The sequence below is a fragment of the Pectobacterium peruviense genome (genome assembly GCF_002847345.1).
Taxonomy (GTDB): domain Bacteria; phylum Pseudomonadota; class Gammaproteobacteria; order Enterobacterales; family Enterobacteriaceae; genus Pectobacterium; species Pectobacterium peruviense.
The window spans coordinates 385,454-405,140 of record NZ_LXFV01000001.1 but is presented as its reverse complement, the minus strand read 5'-3'; the positions used below and the strand labels follow the sequence as shown (position 1 = coordinate 405,140).

The following is a 19,687-nucleotide window of genomic DNA, read 5'->3' as shown; positions in this document are numbered from 1 at the left end:
TTCCAGATTCTTCGTGATTTCTGAATAATCAAAACAGTTATGGGTGCTTTTTCAGCTAATCATTGTTTTATACATTGCCGTACACAGATGAATTTGGGATACGAACAAATGACCGACTACAAGAGAGACATATTGTCGCCGCTGGCATCGGTGGCTGCCAAAACACTCATTCGCGGAGCCACGATCATCAGTATGGATGCAGAGGTCGGCAATCTGCCCAGCGGTGACATTCTGATTATTGGTAACACCATTGCTGCTGTTGGTGAAAACTTAAGCGCAGATGATGCGGTAGTCATCAATGCAGAAAACATGATCGCTATGCCGGGTATGGTCGATTCACATCGTCATTCTTGGGAAGGTCAACTGCGCCGAATCAATCCAAATGCTGAAACACTGGAAGATTATTGCAATGCCACTCACTTTTCATTTGCCAAGCATTATCGCCCATCCGATATGTATATTGGCAATCTCCTTACCGCGTTGGGATGCATAGATGCTGGCATCACCACCGTCATTGATAACTCCCATAACAGCCGTACGGGCGAACATTCAGATGCCGCTGTGGAAGCACTTCTTGATACTGGGATCCGTGCCATACATGCGTCCGGTGCGCCTGTCTCTGGAGAGTGGGATCGAGCCCACTGGCCGGGCAATCTTGCTCGTCTGCAAGATAAATACTTCAGAACAGATTCCGATAGCCTTGTGACATTGGCGGCAATGGCACAACTTGAACCCGAATTATGGGCTGAAGCCCGAAAACTTGGCTTACCCATCGTGACTGAGTTCTTTGGAGGGGGAATGGCAGCTCATCTCAACGCTCTGTATCAGGAGGGATTGTTGGGTTCAGATAATATCTTTAACCATTGTACAAGCCTTCCCGATGCGGGTTGGGAAATTCTGCGAAAAGCGGGCGTACGCGTCAACGTTTGCCCTCGATCGGACGCGCATTACGGAATTGAAGATGGCATGTTTGCGCTGCAAGCCGCTCAGCGACACGGCATCCGTCCCGGACTGAGTGTTGATAATGAGACATCTTACAGCGGTGACATGTTTATGGAGATGCGGGTCGCCTTCTATCTGCAACGTGTTATTGGTCAGAACAGCAAGCACTGGGGCGGTTCTCATCATTCATCCAAAAGGGTTGATGCCCACCGGCTTTTAGAGGCTGCAACAATGGACGGTGCCGCGTGTGCGGGCCTAGAGGATAAAGTCGGTAGCCTGACGCCGGGTAAGCAGGCAGATCTGATACTTATCCGTACCGATGATATCAACCTTTATCCATCTAATAATGCTTTTGGCACAGTGGTGCACGCGGCTGAACGTAGCAACATTGACACCGTTCTCATCGGTGGCCGTGTAGTCAAACGTGGCGGTGAGGTATTAGGCGTTGATAGCGTGAGATTACGCGCGGCTATCGACGCGTCGCGTGAACATCTTTTTGCTGCTGCCGGATACGAGCCAGACCTTTTTGCTGAGGTATTAGTTCCGCTGGGTCAGGGATAAGACACGAACATGAGCGCAGTGTACTTCATGATGGCCTTCGGTGCTGGAATGGCCGTGACCCTACAAACCACATTAAACGGTCAACTTTCTAAAGGTATTGGCGGCGACTCCGTTGCGGCGGCGCTGTTCTCCTTTGCCATCGGCATGCTTTTTCTTGCCGTAGTGGCATCAGCCCGAGGAGGAATTGTGGCGTCGCTGGGTGCCATACCCGCTCAGCCGTTATGGTGCCTGATCGGAGGACTCCTCGGAGCCTGCGCGCTTCTGTGTAACGTGGTGCTTGTGCCGCGGATTGGCCTGGCCGCATTGTTGGGATTGGTCATTGCCGGACAGTTGATATCTTCGTTAGTCATTGATCACTTTGCTTTGCTGGGAGTCAATGCGCGGCCAGTCTCGGTGATCAAGTTTAGCGGTGCGACTCTGATGTTGCTTGGTTTGGCGATCACCCTCTTTGGTGATCGCTGGTCGAGGATGATATTCCGCTAAGCGAGCTGTCTGGCTACGAGCGTATTTCTATAATTTAAGGAATCGTTGTGTTTAAAATTACCGTTGATGCTAAGAATCTACTGGGTGAATGTCCACTATGGTGCGAACACACACGTCGCCTTTTTTGGACCAATATCGTAGGCAAAGAATTGTTGGCATATCATCCAGAATCCGGCGCCACTCAGCGTTGGACTATGCCCGAGCGGCTTGGATCGTTCGGTCTGACTCAAACAGAAGATATCTTATTACTTGGCCTGGAATCCCGTCTGGCATTCTTTAATTTACAGACCGAAGTCTTGTCCAATATCGTGCTGTCGCCTGGATCCTCGGAAACCCGCATTAACGATGGGCGCTGCGATCGTGACGGTAACTACGTGTTTGGCACGATGCACGAAGGCGAACCTCCTCAATCCGTTGGTGCGTTCTATCGGTTCAATGCCGCAACGTTAGATGTTGAACGTCTGGCGCTCCCAAGCGTAGCGATCGCGAATAGCCTCTGCTTTAGTCCCGATGGCGGCACGATGTATTATTGCGATTCGCTGCAAAAGCGCATTCTCTGCTGCGATTATCCTTCCCTCGATAATCAGAGAATATTCGCTGAGGTGTCCGGTGAGGGCGCGCCTGATGGTTCCTGTATCGATGCTATGGGCTTCTTGTGGAATGCGGAATGGGGCGGTAGCAGAGTCGTTCGATACAACCCAGATGGGGTAGTGGATAGCGTATTAACCTTGCCTGCGGTGCAGACTACCTGTCCTGTTATGGGGGGAGATGAATATGACACGCTTTATTGCACCAGCGCACGGGTTGGTCTGTCATCGCCTAAAAAAGATGACGGCGCATTGTTTGAAGTTAAGTCAGATAAATTCAAAGGATTACCTGAAAGCCGCTTCGCTGGTCAAATTAAGTGACGTATAAATATTAATCGTGATGGCGGCGGGAATCAGCATGAGTTAGCTGATGCGCCGCGTGGTAAATACGATATATGTCGTGATGTCGGGCAGTGAAAGGGGTGGCGATACCGCTTTCTCTGCCCGAATCACGTGTCATTTTTAGCTCGTTACATTAATCGTTTAGCTTTCATAACGAACAGCATGCGCTTCCGTTGGTGAGGGAAGCTCCCATTTTGTCAGCATCCCTTGCAGCGTTTTATTGCTCAGAGTGGTGTCCCGTTTACCGTTGCGGCGCAGCAGTTCCTGACGCGGACGCTCCAGATAAACGATCTCCACTTCTGCGCCGTAGGCATAGCACAGATCCAACGTACGGGTGCGCATTTGCTGGCTCAGATGCGTAGCATTCCACACAAAAGGGGCATGGGTTCGCAGCAGTGAACGCGCTTTATCAGTCGCCCAATGCACCGCTTTCCCTTCATTTTCGCCATGTTTCAGCCCCAGCTCTGTACGCGCATCGTCGAAAGAGACCACCGGTAAGTCACGTCGATGCGTTTGTACCCAGGTGTCTTTTCCTGAAGCAGGCAAACCGCACATCACCGTGACTTTCGAGCCTGGTTCCTGAAACAGCGGATAGTCTGGATGGACATCGGCACCGCGAAAATAACTCAGGCGCGTGTGGGCATCGGCAAATGCTCTCGGTTGACCGTAACAGCCTTCTTCCCGTGCTAACTCGCGAAATAACTCAATGCTGTCGAGTACGCGCGCTTGATCCTGACAGATTCGTCCGCGCATATCGGCTTCCGCCAGCGTAGCCAGCAGCGGAATGCTCAACTGCCAAGAGAGTTCGCGAATCGTAAAGATCGGCGACACTCGACGGCGTTCATCTTCAAGGCAGTAAAACGGCACCTGATGCACCGCAATTAATCGGCAAATCGCCTCACGAATCGCAAACGGGATATCTGCATCCCACAGCAATACCCGAGCGTCGATGGCACCTTTACGCGAATGTCCCGGTTGACCAATCTGACCCGTCACCGGATCAATCACCGTCGTTCGATATTTCGCGATGTCATGCAGCAACGCGGCAAAAAACAAGATTTCCTGCTGTTCGCGCGTGGCTGTTTGGTAATCGGGAAGCTGTAATAGCGACTCGATCACCATCATGGTGTGCGTCCAGACATCGCCTTCACCGTGATAGCGTGGCTCTTGCGGCGTCTCTTCGGCGCGTTTAAGTACCGGAAATGCGTCCAGACAATTCGCAAAATCTGGCTGTGCGCCAGAGGCGGGGACCAGCCCCCTAATGGTATTCCAATCCATAATAGTCATCTTCCTTACTTATCGGACATTACGGCGGCGAGTGCGTCCAAAGAACGCAGCGTATTCAGCCCCAGCATTTCCCAAGATACCGGTGGACAAGGCGCATACAGGTCAACGCCTTCAGCCAGTTGGTTCGGCAAAATAGGGCGTCGTGAATGATGCGATCCGCTGTCCAAAATGGTCTGAATGAAGTCATGGCGTACCAGCTTGTAACGTGCCAGTACCTGTTCATCATCTTCAACCTTTAGATAAAGTCCTTCCGAACGATCCGATTTATCGGTTTGTTGCCAGCATAGCGTGAGTGGTAAACCTTCACGCTGGACGGTGGATTCAAACACGGTTTTCCAGTTCTGACTCTTCGCCAGAGAACGAAATACCAGCTTCCACAGCAACGCCGGATTCGTTGGCATCTCTCCGGCGTACAGCACCGGAACGGACAACACGGGAGAACCAGCCAGCATGGCATGTCGGCGCGCCGTCGATAAAAAAATGCCGTCACGACGATCGTAAAGATCAAACTCGTGAAAGTAGTGCGGCAAACGGTCATAAAACACGGAATGCTTGCTGTAGGCCCATTCGCCGTACATCACGAAACGGTCTTCCAGCAGTTCAAGAAAACGCATTTCATGCGCAGAGGCCCACAGTTTGAACTGGTTGAACTGTCGTTCCCGCGAGCCGCCAGCCAGATAGTGACCGCGTGATTGGAGCAAAAGTTCTGCCGTTTCATTAAACGATACACCGCTGTTCGCGCCGTCGATCTTTTCTTCGATTACGACGTAGCGGCCTGCCAGCGCTTTCAGTGCAATTTGGTCCGACGCATCATCGCCGGGCTGTAAGCGTGAGCCTTCCAAATGAGGCGTACGCGGATACTTTAATAACGGTATTGAATGTAAATACATGTTTTTCGCCTGCTGCGTTATTGGCGCAGCCAGGCCCATCTACGGTAAAAAAGAGGGCCGACGAACGTGTTCGGGCGCGAGTCAATAGGCTGGCCACTGGCATTCCAGAGGTCAGAGTCGCGGGGGAGGAAGCGGGAGATTCATTCTCTGTTCCGCGCGATGGCGAGAAAGAGAAGGGAACCAGTACCGCAGCCAACGCTGGCGCAGACTGCGCCGAATCGAGGCTGCTTAATGCAGTCGTCGGCGGTTAGTGGGGGGCTGACGTACAGGGCACTTTAGGGCTCCAAATGACACATTGGGGGTGAGTAAACGGCGCGATTCTAGCGAAGGAACCCTTCGACAACAAGTTTTTGTATAAAAAATGCTATTCTTTCCTGTAGTTGTAGAATGCGTTGTTGCGTTTAAATGTGATAAAAAAGCAGAGGCTATCAAGGTCAGCGTGACAAGAATAGCGAGTGGTGAGGTAGAGGGATGCACACAATGAAGAGTAGAGGAATATAATGAAAATCAGTGTGATAAAGAAAGGGATTGCGGGTCTGTTATTGGTACTACCGCTGCACGGGTTTGCCGAGACAAAGGATCCAGACTTGTTTGTTGGTTATACCACGCAGGATCTCACCGATGCATTGCCTGCGCAATTGTTGGGCATGGTTCAGCGAGAAAAAGTGGTCGATGCGGCAAACCATATGGTCCAGACCGAGTATGTTGACCCGACGACAGGCAATAAGGCGTTGGTTTCTCTGTTTATGTTGCCGCCAGATAGAGAGGGTAAAGTCCCGATTGCTTCCAAGCCTAGCGATCTGGATGCGGTGATCGCCAGTACGGAAAAAGAGATGTTGCGTCAGCGTATCAAACCCGATCAGCGTGCGGGACAAATTGATGATGCGACGCCTTTTCGGTGCTTACAAACGATTCTGAATAACAAGGTTCTACATTCTCTGTGCTCGACGCTGATTAAAGGGCGCGTACTGGAAGTTCAGGCGATCAATACGGTCGACAATATTCAGGATGAAGCCGGGCTAAATAAAGTCATCGGACAACAGAACGAATTCGTTATCGGAATGGGAAAAACGCTGTTGGCGCTTAAGAAATAGCATGTAGGTGATGAACGTCATTGGTGAAAGGCCACTATAATTTCCCACCAAAACCCAGAGCGAAGGTGAGTGCCTTCGCTTTTTTTGCACCAAAAACCCTTCGTTTCTCCCTTGCCAGATTCTCAGCGTTCGTGCATAACTGCCGGAGCCAGAGAGGCGATGCCTGAAATTATCATTACGAAACCGTACTCATTACAAAACAATATTCATCACGAAACGACACCGGATAAATTCTATGATTTTGTTACTCGTTTTGGCTGTGATTGCAGTAGCCGTTTACGGCTGGTTAAAGCAGCCGCAATACGTTTCACCAGAGGTAAAACCTCAGCAGGAAAATCCACTCTTTCGCGATGGGGCGTTTCATAACCCGGTTGCTCGCCCGACGGTAGGTAGCCAAAATCGAATCGCACTCCTGTATCGCTTTCTTTTCGGTAAAGATGTGGGCGCATTACCAGAGACTCGCCTGCCTTCGGAAAAGACCAATCTGCATCAGTTAAGTAAAACGGATAACGTCATCATCTGGATGGGGCATTCCAGCTACTTTATTCAATTGGAAGGAAAAACCTTCCTGCTGGACCCGGTATTTAGCGACAACGCCTCGCCGGTGCCACGTACTAATATCGCCTTCAAAGGCAGCAATGTGTATTCACCAGAAGACGTTCCAGAGATCGACTACCTGTTGATCACTCACGATCACTGGGATCATCTGGATTACCCTACGCTGAACGCGCTACGTGGAAAAATTCGCCGTATTGTTACGCCGACCGGCGTGGGTTCCTACTTTGTAAAATGGGGCTTCCCCCAGAAAGCCATTACGGAAGGCGACTGGTTCAGCAGTCTGAAAGAGAACGGGGTGGAAATCCACGTGCTCCCGACGCAGCATTTTTCCGGTCGGCTACTTAAGCATAACCAAACGTTGTGGGGCTCATTTGCGCTGATAACGGCGCAGCATCGACTGTATCTCGGTGGAGACAGTGGCTATGGCGTGCACTACAAAGAGATCGCCGAACGGCTAGGTGGGTTCGATATCGCGATACTGGAATGTGGACAATACGACAGTGATTGGCCCTACGTTCACATGACGCCGGAAGAGAGCGCGCAGGCGGCGAGTGACTTGCAGGCCAAGGCGGTGTTACCAAGCCACAACAGCAAATTTAAGCTGGCGCACCACCGCTGGAACGATCCGCTGGAGCGCATTTCTCAAGCCAGCGAAAATCAGGATTGGCGATTAATGACGCCGCGTATTGGTGAAAGCGTCCAGGTTGATAACCCACAGCAGACGTTTAGTCAGTGGTGGTAATGAGTTGAACGAGAGTTAAACGCATTTATCAACATTTTTGCCGCGTGGCGAATGGGTAGGGTGTTCTCCATCAGCTAAACGTTTTCTCGCTCAGGCAATCAATGAACGCTCGAAGTTTGGGGGACAGGTCGCGACTGGCGGGCCATAGAATCCACATTGGGCTGCTATTGTGAGTGAAATCATCAAGGATGGTTTGTAATCGGCCATCGCGTAGATATTTCGCCACGCTGAAATCTGGCAGACAGGCAATGCCTTGATCTTGTCGAGCCAGATGGATACGCATTTCTATACTGTTGCAGACTAGCGAGAGTGGAAGGTCGTAGGCGTTTTCGTCAGTCGTTGCCGGGAGCGGCCATTGTTCGAGGCGACCGGAGCTGGGAAAACGGTAATGCAGGCAGGTATGCCTCTGAAGATCGACTGGGTGTTGCGGCAGCCCGTGCACTTCAAAGTATTCCGGCGCGCCGACCAGAACGCGACGGAAAGATCCCAACTGACGACGTTTGAGTCCTGAGTCCGCCAACGTTCCAGTGCGTATCGTGGCATCAAAACCATCACCGATGACATCCACTAAACGGTCGGAGAAATCCAGATCCAGCTCTACCGCAGGGTAGCGCCGCATGAACTCTGCGATGACAGGCTCGAACAGGCTGCTATGTCTGGGCAGGCTGACGCGCAATTTACCGTATGGCGTTTCGCTGGCCTGCGTCATTTCCAGTTCAGCGGCTTCGACCTCACTCAGGATACGGCGGCAGCGTTCAAGAAATTTCTCACCTTCGGCAGTTAACGCCAGCGTTCGTGTGCTGCGATGAAAAAGCCGCACGCCCAAACGTGCTTCCAGCCGCGCAACCGCCTTGCCGACGGAAGAGGGCGACACTCCCAATTCACGCGATACCGAGGAGAATCCAAGCCGTTCAGCCACACGCACAAAAATGCCGATACTGCCCAGTTTGTCCATCATCATAATCGCCTATTTAAGACATTTTTGTCCGAAGTGTTGATAACCTTATCCTATTTTTCTCGTTATGGCTTTGGCTTAAGCTGCATAAAACGCTTGGTTACATCGCATGTCGGTGTATCTGGGCATCACGTTATTGCAGACGAGAACGATGACTTTATTTTCTTTTCCTTCCGCCCGAATTTGGCTTCAACTGCTGGCCGCCTGCCTCACTGGTTTATTGATTCCGCTGTGCTTCACTGGTCCGGCGGTCGTGCTACCGGCTATCAGCCAGGAACTGGGCGGCAGTCCGGCGCAACTTAGCTGGATTATGAATGCTTACATCCTCAGCTATGGCGGTGCGATGATGGTGTCGGGCAGCCTGACCGACATCTACGGGCGCAGACGCATTTGGCTGATTGGATTGGCCTGGTTTTGTGCTTTTACCTTCGCGATTCCGTTTTCCCCCAACGTACTGTGGATCGATCTGCTTAGATTATTACAGGGGCTGGGCGGCGCGGCGGCGTTTGCGGCGGCGATGTCATCGCTGGCCCCGCTTTTTGAAGGACGGGCTAGAGCGCGAGCTTTCAGCTTATTGGGCACTACCTTTGGCCTCGGCTTGGCTTTCGGTCCGCTGATATCTGGGTGGATGGTTGAGGCCAGCAGTTGGCAGGGTGTCTTCTATGCTACGGGTATCGTTGGCCTGCTCGGCTGGGGTCTGGTCGCGATAAGCACTCAACAGGTGCGCAAACCGATTTCAGGCACAATGGACTGGCCGGGAATGATTAGCTTTACGCTGGCTCTGGGACTCTTTACCTACGGCATGCTGCTGATACCCGAACTAGGATGGCGTAATACCACGGTTATCGCTTTGTTACTCGTTTCGGCTGTCGTATTTGCTGGTTTTGTCGTCATCGAACGGCGGGTTTCGCGACCGATGCTGGATTTAACTTTCTTTCGTTCTCCCCGATTTATTGGTGTACAGGTGCTGGCCGCCTCGCCCGCCTTCCTTTTTATCGTACTGATTGTGATGCTGCCGGGGCGTTTCATCGGCATTGACGGCTACGGCGCATTGCAGGCAGGGCAGATGATGGTGTGGCTGGCAGCGCCACTGCTTGTAGTGCCATTTTTGGCGGCGTTGCTGACACGCTGGTTCACTCCCAGTTTGCTGTGCAGCGGCGGACTGCTGCTCGTGGCGAGTGGACTGATCGGATTGGCGTATGGGTTTGCTCAAGGAGGGGCTGCGTTGCATTTACCGCTGTTGCTGATTGGTATAGGTATCGGCCTGCCGTGGGGGCTGATGGACGCGTTGGCTGTCAGCGTGGTGACGCCAGAACGAGTCGGTATGGCGACGGGGATTTTCAATACCGTACGCGTCTCCGCAGATGGTGTTGCTATCGCCATGATTAGCGCGTTTCTCGCCACCTTAATTCAGAATGGCATGGAGTTGGAGATAGGGGCATCAATTTCATCGGCTGCACTTCTGGAAGCTTCCAGCCGCACCGCGTTAGGAGAACTGCATCCCGCTGTATCGATCCTGCCTGAACATGGAGCTTTGCTATTACAGCGCTATGCGGAGTCCTTCACTATCGTCATGTACGTATTAGCGGGAATCGCCACACTGGCGGCCTGCGCGGTATTCGTTTTGCTGCGTGAGCGGCGGGAAGTACCAGACTGCAGGCGTAATCGGACAACGACCCACGATAGTACAGGATGCGAATGAAAGGAGCGATTAGTTATCTGGCACTGCTGATAGCATCGTCTGCAGTGATTATGCGGGAGAATATATGATTGTTGCCGTTAACTGAGGATGTCATCATCATTCTGAGATAAGAAATTGATTTAGCCGATTTCTGATGATTTGATTTGTGATGGATAATGATGGGAGCTGAATGATTAATTTAAATATTGACCAGATGGAGTCATATTTTTTTCGCCAAATTGAACGCGCAGCGTCGGTATTCTCCTCGCGTGAGGAAAACAGTGAGGTTTATGCCTTCTGCCTGGATTTGGATATTGAAAATGGTGGGTTTCGAGTCTCTTGGAATACCCTGGGAGCTTTCGATACTACACTGGCTGGGTATCTCCAGCGGAAGAATCAGCGCCATAGTGCACTTGATATAGATGGAGTCAGTGGCATTAAATATAATCCAGGGGATTTTTCGTACCATCTGGATGAGCTGGATCTTGAAGATGATGGAGCCAGTCAGGTTCTTAGCGAAATTATGGATCAATTAGGCGCATTATATGATGAAAAAGGCGCAGAGTTTTATCAGCAATATTATCAATCCGTGGTCGAAAAAGAGATCGTATCATGTGCTGCTGGGGTAATTATGCGCGCCCAGACGACGCTTGAGCAGTTTGTTCAACATGCGGATTTTATAGCTTTTGTGACCCTGCACGATGCTGATGATGAGCACTTGCTTGGTATTATGCGACAAACGGTTGATGACGTATTGCTGACTAAAATTTTTGGTTGAACGGTGTGGAAATACCGAAAGCAAGGTGCGTGCTTACCCGCTGCGGTTCAGAATCAGATTGTGCTTACCTATCTACCTACTCATTTTTTGACTGCGCTGCTATGAGACGCTATAAAATGAAAAATCCACGCAATTGCGTGGATTTTATCAGCCTTCACGAGATTCAATGAGATCGCGTGAGACAACAGAGGCAAATTAGACGTTAAACAAGAAATTCATCACGTCGCCATCTTTAACGATGTAATCTTTGCCTTCCGAACGCATTTTTCCGGCTTCTTTCGCGCCTTGTTCACCTTTGTAGGTGATGAAGTCTTCATAGGCGATAGTCTGTGCACGGATGAAGCCTTTTTCGAAGTCGGTGTGAATTTTACCTGCGGCCTGTGGTGCGGTGGCGCCGACAGGGATTGTCCATGCGCGAACTTCTTTTACGCCAGCGGTGAAGTAGGTTTGCAGGTTCAGCAGTTCATAGCCAGCGCGGATAACGCGGTTCAGACCCGGTTCTTCCAGACCTAATTCGGTCATAAATTCTTCACGGTCGGCATCGTCCATTTCCGCAATGTCTGATTCAACGGCGGCACAGACGGCTACGACGACAGAACCTTCAGCCGCAGCAATTTCACGCACTTTATCGAGGTAAGGGTTATTCTCGAAACCGTCTTCGTTGACGTTGGCGATGTACATCGTTGGCTTCAGCGTCAGGAAACTCAGGTAGCGGATAGCTGCTTTATCATCATCGCTTAAATCCAGCGAGCGCAGCATGCCAGCGTTTTCCAACTGCGGTAAGCATTTTTCCAGTGCAGCCAGCTCAGCTTTAGCATCTTTATCGCCGCCTTTAGCTCTCTTCTGCACGCGATGAATGGCGCGTTCGCAGGTGTCGAGGTCAGACAGTGCTAATTCAGTGTTGATTACCTCGATGTCATCGGCCGGATCAACTTTATTATTGACGTGGATGATGTTGTCGTTCTCGAAGCAGCGTACAACGTGGCCGATGGCTTCCGTTTCACGGATGTTGGTCAGGAATTGGTTACCTAAACCTTCACCTTTGGATGCGCCTTTTACCAAACCAGCGATATCAACAAATTCCATGGTAGTAGGAAGGATACGCTGCGGCTTAACGATCTCAGCCAGCTTGTCCAAACGTGGATCGGGCATCGGCACTACGCCAGTGTTCGGCTCGATGGTACAAAACGGGAAGTTGGCCGCTTCGATACCGGCTTTGGTCAACGCATTGAACAGAGTGGATTTACCGACGTTAGGCAGCCCAACGATACCGCATTTGAATCCCATGTTTATATCACCTTAAATAACTTATTAATCAGGCAATTACTTTATCTTGCCTGTCAGAATGGAAATATTTCGGCCGATTATACACGGAATGGCGATTTATCTCGATCTACCATCCGCATTCTGACCAGATTATGCCGCTTTGAAGGCATGCAAGCGGTTCATCGCTTTTATCATGTCTTCTTTCATCAGAATTTCTGTGCAGCGCACGGCTTCGTCAATGGCATCGTCGATCAACGTTTGTTCGCTCATCGGCGGTTTACCTAGTACAAAACCGGTAACCTTGCTTTTATCACCCGGATGGCCGATACCAATGCGTAAACGATGGAAGTTAGGGTTATTACCCAATTTACTGATGATGTCTTTCAGCCCGTTGTGACCGCCGTGCCCACCACCCAGTTTAAGTTTGGCAATCCCCGGTAATAAATCCAGTTCATCGTGTGCAACCAAAATTTCATCGGGCTGAATGCGGTAGAAAGTGGCCACGGCCGCGACCGCTTTTCCGCTCAGGTTCATGAACGTAGTGGGAACCAGCAGGCGCACATCTTGCCCAGCCAGACTCAGACGGGAGGTGTAACCGAAAAATTTGCTTTCTTCTTTTAACGACTGGCGATAAGACTCAGCCAGGCGATCAACAAACCAGGCACCCGCATTATGACGAGTGGCGGCATATTCCGCGCCAGGATTAGCCAGGCCGACAATTAATTTAATGCTGCTCACGGTATATTCCAGATTACGTGCTTAAACTTACGCAGGGTAGCGTGATTATGAGAACGCTAGTTTACACACCGAGTGGGGGATAGCCAAATCGCGGCACTGAAAGGTGAATACATTGTTATTTGTTTAGTGATGTGATTATTCGTATTTTTGTCTATTTATTTGTTTAAACGTAAAAAAATATTAATCATTCCCTTTATCTGTGATCCCTCCCGCAATCATACGATCACGTTATTGTCTATAATTACATCAATATAAGGAAGTAACCTGTAATGGCACTCCGATTCATCCACTGAATTAATCTGGAGGTGGCAGATGAAACGCAAGAACGTGGCAGCATTGGGTAATGTGTTGATGGGGCTTGGTATGATTCTGATGATTGGTGGTATTGGCTTCTCCATCGCCAGTCAGTTTCCTAAGCTAAATGTCCCTGAGTATATGACTTACATTGATCTGGTCGGTATTTTTTCTGGTGCAATATTTTGGTTGGTGGGGGCGCGTATTAGCGGGCGTGAAGAAGTCGCAGACCGTTATTGGTGGGTTAAACACTTTGATAAGCGTTGCCGCCGCCAGCGTCATCCATAAGCGTTAATGAAGTCGAATGAACATTGAACAGTAAAGCCGCTGCAGCCTCGCTATGGTGGCTTTTTGTTTTTTATAGCGACATACACGGTAGAAATAAGAAAGCCACCTTGTTACAGGTGGCTCCATCATTATCGTTTGTGATCGGTTATCCGATCAGAAGCAATTAATGTTCAAACATCGCAGAAATAGATTCTTCGTTGCTGATACGACGAATCGCTTCGGCCAACATACCTGACAGCGTCAACGTACGAACATTCGGCAGTGAACGAATGTTTTCCGCCAGCGGGATAGTATCGCAGACAATCACTTCATCAATTACAGAGTTCTTGATGTTCTCGTAAGCATTGCCTGAGAAGATCGGGTGTGTGGCATAAGCGAATACGCGTTTAGCACCACGTTCTTTCAGTGCTTCCGCCGCTTTGCACAGCGTACCGCCAGTGTCGATCATATCGTCAACCAGTACACAGTCACGGCCAGCGACGTCACCGATGATGTGCATCACCTGAGAAACGTTGGCGCGTGGACGGCGTTTGTCGATGATCGCCATGTCGGTATCGTTCAACAGTTTAGCGATTGCGCGAGCACGCACAACGCCACCGATATCAGGAGAAACCACGATTGGGTTTTCCAGATTCTGTTGCAACATATCTTCCAGCAGGATCGGGCTACCGAATACGTTATCTACCGGCACATCGAAGAAACCCTGAATCTGCTCAGCGTGCAGATCAACAGTCAGAACACGGTCAACACCCACGCTGGACAGGAAGTCAGCAACGACTTTCGCGGTGATTGGCACACGTGCGGAACGCACGCGTCGATCCTGACGGGCATAGCCGAAGTAGGGGATAACAGCGGTAATACGTCCCGCAGAAGCGCGACGCAGAGCATCGACCATCACAACCAGTTCCATCAGGTTGTCATTGGTGGGTGCACAGGTGGACTGGATGATGAAAATATCACCACCGCGTACATTTTCATTGATTTGCACGCTGACTTCGCCATCGCTAAAACGACCGACAGCGGCGTCGCCAAGGCTAGTGTACAAACGGTTGGCAATACGTTGTGCTAGTTCCGGGATGGCGTTACCAGCAAAAAGCTTCATATCAGGCACGAGAAGAACCTCAGGCTTGCGTCCAGAGAAATATTGTACCTGCCAAGCAGCGAAGAGCAACAGGTACAATATGCATACGGGTGTATGAATTAAGTTTGCTACAGACTGGCCGCACGGCAGCCGGTGTGTAGCAAAACCTAAAGTTGCCCAGAAAGCTTACGTTGTAGCGGAGAGACGTTAACGCCTCGTGCTACGAAACCGTTTAACCATTCCGGGGCCTGGTCAAGCACCTGACGGGCTGCGAACTCGGTGTCAAACTCTGCAAACACACAAGCCCCCGTTCCAGTCAGGCGCGCCGGGGCATATTCTAGCAGCCATGAAAGTAGCTGTTCAACCTCACGAAAACGTTTTCTTGCGATAGCTTCACAATCATTGACGAAGGTCTGGTTTAATAAAGTTTCTAAATCACGAACTGGCGAATTACGCGTCAGTTCAGGATCGCCGAAAATCAACGGTGTAGCAATACTAACGCCAGGGTGTGCAACCAGATACCATTTTTCTGGTGGATTCGCCGGTGTTAGCTGTTCGCCAATGCCTTCGGCGAAGGCGGCATACCCACGGACAAACACGGGAACATCCGCTCCCAGTTGCAGCCCTAATTCAGCCAACGTATCAACGTTTAGCCCACTTTGCCACACATGATTAAGGGCGACTAACACCGTGGCCGCATTGGATGAACCACCGCCTAACCCTCCGCCCATCGGCAGGCACTTATCGATACTGATGTCGGCGCCAAACTGTGCAGGGCGAATATTGTGGCGTTCGCAGTGCTGTTGTAATGAGCGTGCGGCGCGTACGATCAAGTTTTGCTCGTTCTCCACACCGTCTACGGGGGTAAGCAGGTTAATCTGGTCGTCATTACGCGGTCGTATCGTCAGCGTGTCGCCATAATCCAGAAACTGAAAGAGCGTTTGCAGCAGGTGATACCCGTCCTGCCTTTGGCCAGTAATATAAAGAAACAGATTCAGTTTGGCGGGGGCAGGCCATGTCTCGGTAACCGTCGGTTGCATCGCTTATTTAACCATCCAGTTATTCATCTTCAGCTTGATACGCTGTTCACCCTGAACTAATTCCAGGCTGGTTGGGAGCGGAGGCGTCAGCTCGGTGTTGTAGCTCTGATAGCTGACATTCCAATTTTGGCTGCCCTGACGATAGGTGATGGTTTTCAGCAAATAACGTTCATCTAACGTGAATTCAGTTGCATCACCCGGTATGCCAAGGATCCATTGACGCAGATTATTCAGCGGGATCGCCATACCGGTCAGTTGCTGAATCATATATTCGGCATCCTTACCTACGTAACGTTTGCCCTGATTATCGGTGATTTGTACGCCATCAGGCTGGGCACGCAGTTCTAGTTCGGTGCTGCCGAGCGGGTTGGTCAACAGTAATCTATAACGCTGTGGCGGCGTGTCCTGCCAGAAAAAATTGGCTGATACTTTTTTGCTATCGGAGATATAGGCAAAAGCGCCGCGCGTCTGATATTGACTGAGCTGCTGTACTTTTTGCTGATGTTGTTGCCACTCTGGTGAGGTTGGGCTTTTACCCGTTTGGGTCGGTTGATTAACGCTACAGGCGGCTAGCAATAGGCTGGCTAAAGGCAATAAACGCAGGCATCGGACGGTTTTGGTTGGCATGTCGGTCGTATCCTGTAAATGAAGAAGTCCGTGAAATACGTCACGCTAACGGGCTTACCGCTCAGCGTCAATGGTTGTTATTCGTTAATGGCGTTTATTGTTTTTTGTCAAAAAGCGTATACCTCAGATGAGGTGTATCGCGTGCTGTCGCTTTTCTTGCACTCCTGCATCAAGTAGAATGCGACTCAAACGAAATCCATACTAAGACCGGTATTACTCAGAAACAGCCTAATGACCCTGCTTGCGCTTGGTATTAATCATAAAACCGCACCCGTTTCTCTGCGTGAACGCGTTGTGTTCTCACAAGATAAACTCGGGGTGGCCCTCGACAGTCTGTTACAGCAACCGCTGGTGCAGGGCGGCGTTGTGCTGTCTACCTGCAATCGCACGGAACTCTACCTTAGCGTTGACGAACAGGAAAACCAGCGTGAGCAGTTGATTCGCTGGCTGTGCGAATATCATCAATTGCGCCCAGAAGAAGTCAACGGCAGCCTGTACTGGCATCAAGGTAATGCCGCGGTTAGTCATTTGATGCGTGTTGCCAGTGGCCTGGATTCCCTTGTATTAGGCGAACCGCAGATTTTAGGGCAGGTGAAGAAGGCGTTTGCCGAATCACAGCGCGGTCATTCCCTATCCAGCGAGCTGGAGCGGCTGTTTCAGAAGTCCTTTACTGTAGCCAAGCGTGTTCGTACAGAAACGGATATCGGTGCCAGCGCGGTGTCGGTGGCGTTTGCTGCGTGTACGCTGGCGCGACAGATTTTTGAATCACTGGCCGATGTCACCGTGCTGCTGGTCGGTGCCGGAGAAACCATTGAACTGGTCGCTCGTTATCTTCGTGAGCACAATGTTCAGAAAATGGTGATCGCGAACCGTACTCGTGAGCGCGCACAGGCACTGGCAACGGAAGTGGGTGCAGACGTCATCACACTGGCAGAATTGGACGAACAGCTCGTTCATGCCGATATCGTGATCAGCTCAACGGCAAGTACATTGCCGATTATCGGAAAAGGGATGATGGAACGGACGCTGAAGGCGAGACGGAATCAGCCTATGCTGATGGTAGATATTGCGGTACCACGTGATATTGAGCCGGAAGTTGGCAAGTTGCCGAACGTTTATCTCTACAGTGTGGACGATCTGCATGCGATTATTCAGCATAATCTTGCGCAGCGCAAAGCCGCGGCGGTGCAGGCTGAATCTATCGTGCAGCAGGAAAGCTCTGATTTCATGGCGTGGCTGCGTGCGCAGTCCGCGGTGGAAACGATTCGCGATTATCGCGCACAAGCCGATGAACTGCGTGCGGAAATGACGGCCAAGGCGCTGGCTGCCATCCAACAAGGCAATGACGTTGAGGCGGTGATTCAGGAACTGACACACCGTTTAACCAACCGTCTGATTCACGCGCCGACCAAATCCCTTCAGCAAGCCGCTCGTGACGGCGACCAAAATCGGTTACAAATTTTACGTGACAGCCTTGGGCTGGACTAGCATTCATCTCTATTACAGGATTTAACCGCCCGCATGAAGCCTTCTATTGTTGCTAAACTGGAAGCATTACAAGAACGCCACGAAGAAGTCCAGGCGTTACTCGGTGAGCCCAGCGTCATCGCTGATATGGATCGCTTTCGCGCGTTGTCGCGAGAATATGCACAGCTTACGGATATTACCCGCTGTTTCCAGCAATGGCAGCAGGCGCAAGAGGATCAACAGACCGCAGAAATGATGCTGGACGATCCCGAAATGCGCGATATGGCGCAGGAAGAATTGAAAGAGGGTAAAGCGACAATTGAAGTACTGGAGCAGGAGCTTCAGGTGCTATTGTTGCCGAAAGACCCCGATGACGAGCGCGGCTGTTTTCTTGAAGTGCGCGCGGGGACCGGTGGTGACGAAGCGGCGATCTTTGCTGGCGACCTGTTCCGTATGTACAGCCGTTATGCCGAATCACGCCGCTGGCGCGTGGAGGTTGTGAGTGCCAGCGATGGTGAACATGGCGGCTACAAAGAAGTTATTGCCAAAATATCCGGCGACGGTGTGTACGGCCAGCTTAAATTTGAATCTGGCGGCCATCGCGTGCAGCGTGTTCCTGCGACTGAATCTCAGGGACGCATTCATACGTCAGCCTGTACGGTCGCCGTCATGGCGGAAGTGCCAGAAGCTGAGATGCCAGACATCAACCCTTCGGATTTACGTATCGATACCTTCCGCTCTTCTGGCGCAGGCGGTCAGCACGTTAACACCACCGATTCCGCTATCCGTATTACCCACTTGCCAACCGGCATTGTTGTGGAATGCCAGGACGAACGTTCACAGCACAAGAATAAAGCTAAAGCGTTGTCAGTGTTGGGCGCGCGTATTCGTGCGGCAGAAATGCAGAAACGTCATCAGGAAGAAGCATCAACGCGCCGTAACCTGCTCGGCACTGGCGATCGCTCTGACCGTATCCGTACCTACAACTTCCCACAGGGAAGGGTGACCGATCACCGCATTAACCTGACGCTTTACAGACTGGATGAAGTCATGGAAGGGAAACTGGACACGCTGATTCAGCCTGTGGTGCAGGAATACCAGGCCGATCAGCTTGCTGCGTTGTCCGAGCAGGAATAATGACGTATCAGGATTGGTTAACCTCTGCAACAGCGCAACTCGCAGCGGGTGAAAGCCCGAAGCGAGATGCAGAAATTCTACTGGGCTTTGTGACCAGCAAGTCGCGCACGTTCTTGCTAGCGTTTGGTGAAACCGAACTGAGCGCAACTGAACAGCAGCAGTTAACTGAACTGCTGGCGCGTCGGGAGCAGGGAGAACCCATCGCCTATTTGATCGGTGTGCGTGAGTTCTGGTCGCTGCCGCTGGCCGTCTCACCTGCCACGTTGATTCCCCGTCCCGATACAGAATGCCTGGTCGAACAAGCATTGTTGCGTCTGCCTCAAACGCCGTGCACCGTGCTGGATTTGGGCACTGGAACCGGCGCGATCGCACTGGCGTTGGCCAGCGAGCGACGTGATTGCCGTGTGATTGGCGTCGACATCCAACCGGATGCCATTGCGTTAGCGACAAAAAATGCCCAGCAATTGGGAATCGATAACGTCCATTTCTTATCTGGAAGCTGGTATTCACCGCTCGATCACATGCGCTTTGCGCTTATCGTCAGTAATCCTCCGTATATCGATGTTGATGATGTGCATCTGTCACAGGGGGATGTTCGCTTTGAACCTGCCAGCGCACTGATTGCTGCCGACAACGGATTGGCGGATTTACGCACTATTATTGAATCCGCTCCGCATTATTTAGACGTCGGCGGTTGGCTACTATTGGAGCACGGCTGGCAGCAAGGTGATGCTGTGCGCCAACTGTTGCAGGCGCAAGGATTTACACAAATAGAAACTTGTCAGGACTATGGTGGCAATGACCGCGTGTCGTTAGGGCGCTGGTTGGATACCATCAATTATTAGGAGC

At 51.1% G+C, this 19,687-nt stretch carries 19 protein-coding genes; 11 read left to right on the top strand and 8 right to left on the bottom strand.

The window, feature by feature from the left end; genetic code table 11:
* Nucleotides 1–108 precede the first annotated feature (108 nt).
* From A0G03_RS01870 to A0G03_RS01860, 3 genes are read left to right on the top strand one after another with little or no spacing between them, the layout of a single operon-like run.
* Nucleotides 109–1,503, top strand: coding sequence for an amidohydrolase family protein (locus tag A0G03_RS01870; RefSeq protein WP_048260033.1), 1,395 nt, complete (start codon nt 109–111; stop codon nt 1,501–1,503).
* Between the two features lie 9 nt (nt 1,504–1,512).
* Entirely contained in the window at nt 1,513–1,986 is a 474-nt protein-coding gene (locus tag A0G03_RS01865; RefSeq protein ID WP_048260034.1) for a DMT family transporter, read from the top strand.
* 47 nt (nt 1,987–2,033) lie between these two features.
* Nucleotides 2,034–2,894, top strand: a complete 861-nt coding sequence (locus A0G03_RS01860) for an SMP-30/gluconolactonase/LRE family protein (protein ID WP_048260035.1) — start codon at nt 2,034–2,036, stop codon at nt 2,892–2,894.
* A 162-nt stretch (nt 2,895–3,056) separates the two neighbouring features.
* Here A0G03_RS01860 and A0G03_RS01855 read toward each other — a convergent pair whose 3' ends face one another.
* Together A0G03_RS01855 and A0G03_RS01850 are read right to left on the bottom strand one after the other, a co-directional pair.
* Nucleotides 3,057–4,202, bottom strand: a complete 1,146-nt coding sequence (locus tag A0G03_RS01855) for an AAA family ATPase (RefSeq protein ID WP_048260036.1) — start codon at nt 4,200–4,202, stop codon at nt 3,057–3,059.
* Nucleotides 4,203–4,207: 5 nt separating this feature from the next.
* Nucleotides 4,208–5,092, bottom strand: coding sequence for an RNA ligase family protein (locus A0G03_RS01850; RefSeq protein WP_048260037.1), 885 nt, complete (start codon nt 5,090–5,092; stop codon nt 4,208–4,210).
* A 500-nt stretch (nt 5,093–5,592) separates the two neighbouring features.
* On the opposite strand from A0G03_RS01850, the gene A0G03_RS01845 reads away from it, so the two are divergent.
* Nucleotides 5,593–6,186: a hypothetical protein gene (locus A0G03_RS01845; protein ID WP_048260038.1), complete on the top strand. Its 594-nt coding sequence runs from the start codon at nt 5,593–5,595 to the stop codon at nt 6,184–6,186.
* Nucleotides 6,187–6,421: 235 nt separating this feature from the next.
* Nucleotides 6,422–7,486: an MBL fold metallo-hydrolase gene (locus A0G03_RS01840; RefSeq protein ID WP_048260039.1), complete on the top strand. Its 1,065-nt coding sequence runs from the start codon at nt 6,422–6,424 to the stop codon at nt 7,484–7,486.
* A 70-nt stretch (nt 7,487–7,556) separates the two neighbouring features.
* Here the strand turns inward: A0G03_RS01840 and A0G03_RS01835 are convergent, their stop codons facing one another.
* On the bottom strand, nt 7,557–8,444 hold the full coding sequence (locus tag A0G03_RS01835; protein WP_080965239.1) for a LysR family transcriptional regulator: 888 nt from the start codon (nt 8,442–8,444) through the stop codon (nt 7,557–7,559).
* A 148-nt stretch (nt 8,445–8,592) separates the two neighbouring features.
* Between A0G03_RS01835 and A0G03_RS01830 the strand changes: the two genes are divergently transcribed.
* Both A0G03_RS01830 and A0G03_RS01825 read left to right on the top strand, forming a co-directional pair.
* Nucleotides 8,593–10,143, top strand: a complete 1,551-nt coding sequence (locus tag A0G03_RS01830; protein ID WP_048260573.1) for an MFS transporter — start codon at nt 8,593–8,595, stop codon at nt 10,141–10,143.
* Nucleotides 10,144–10,312: 169 nt separating this feature from the next.
* Complete coding sequence (locus A0G03_RS01825) at nt 10,313–10,900, top strand: DUF4303 domain-containing protein (RefSeq protein ID WP_048260040.1); 588 nt, start codon at nt 10,313–10,315, stop codon at nt 10,898–10,900.
* Between the two features lie 195 nt (nt 10,901–11,095).
* Here A0G03_RS01825 and ychF read toward each other — a convergent pair whose 3' ends face one another.
* Both ychF and pth read right to left on the bottom strand, forming a co-directional pair.
* Entirely contained in the window at nt 11,096–12,187 is a 1,092-nt protein-coding gene (ychF, locus tag A0G03_RS01820) for a redox-regulated ATPase YchF (RefSeq protein ID WP_048260041.1), read from the bottom strand.
* A gap of 129 nt (nt 12,188–12,316) precedes the next feature.
* Nucleotides 12,317–12,904, bottom strand: a complete 588-nt coding sequence (gene pth, locus A0G03_RS01815; RefSeq protein WP_048260042.1) for an aminoacyl-tRNA hydrolase — start codon at nt 12,902–12,904, stop codon at nt 12,317–12,319.
* 312 nt (nt 12,905–13,216) lie between these two features.
* Between pth and ychH the strand changes: the two genes are divergently transcribed.
* Entirely contained in the window at nt 13,217–13,486 is a 270-nt protein-coding gene (gene ychH, locus A0G03_RS01810) for a stress-induced protein YchH (protein WP_011093745.1), read from the top strand.
* Between the two features lie 163 nt (nt 13,487–13,649).
* Here ychH and prs read toward each other — a convergent pair whose 3' ends face one another.
* The 3 genes from prs to lolB all read right to left on the bottom strand — a co-directional run bounded on the left by prs (nt 13,650) and on the right by lolB (nt 16,234).
* Nucleotides 13,650–14,597, bottom strand: a complete 948-nt coding sequence (prs, locus tag A0G03_RS01805; RefSeq protein ID WP_010274915.1) for a ribose-phosphate diphosphokinase — start codon at nt 14,595–14,597, stop codon at nt 13,650–13,652.
* Between the two features lie 137 nt (nt 14,598–14,734).
* Complete coding sequence (gene ispE / locus A0G03_RS01800) at nt 14,735–15,607, bottom strand: 4-(cytidine 5'-diphospho)-2-C-methyl-D-erythritol kinase (protein ID WP_048260043.1); 873 nt, start codon at nt 15,605–15,607, stop codon at nt 14,735–14,737.
* A gap of 3 nt (nt 15,608–15,610) precedes the next feature.
* The gene (gene lolB / locus A0G03_RS01795; RefSeq protein ID WP_048260044.1) at nt 15,611–16,234 is read right to left on the bottom strand and encodes a lipoprotein insertase outer membrane protein LolB; all 624 of its coding nucleotides are present in this window, start codon (nt 16,232–16,234) and stop codon (nt 15,611–15,613) included.
* 231 nt (nt 16,235–16,465) lie between these two features.
* Here lolB and hemA point away from each other — a divergent pair, with 231 nt between their 5' ends.
* The 3 genes from hemA to prmC are packed head-to-tail and all read left to right on the top strand — an operon-like array spanning nt 16,466 to nt 19,683.
* A complete protein-coding gene (gene hemA / locus A0G03_RS01790; RefSeq protein ID WP_048260045.1) occupies nt 16,466–17,722 on the top strand; it encodes a glutamyl-tRNA reductase in 1,257 nt (418 codons plus the stop codon).
* 33 nt (nt 17,723–17,755) lie between these two features.
* Entirely contained in the window at nt 17,756–18,838 is a 1,083-nt protein-coding gene (prfA, locus tag A0G03_RS01785; RefSeq protein ID WP_048260046.1) for a peptide chain release factor 1, read from the top strand.
* Nucleotides 18,838–19,683, top strand: a complete 846-nt coding sequence (gene prmC, locus A0G03_RS01780) for a peptide chain release factor N(5)-glutamine methyltransferase (protein ID WP_048260047.1) — start codon at nt 18,838–18,840, stop codon at nt 19,681–19,683. The genes prfA and prmC overlap by 1 nt, the downstream gene beginning before the upstream one ends.
* The last annotated feature ends 4 nt before the right edge of the window (nt 19,684–19,687 follow it).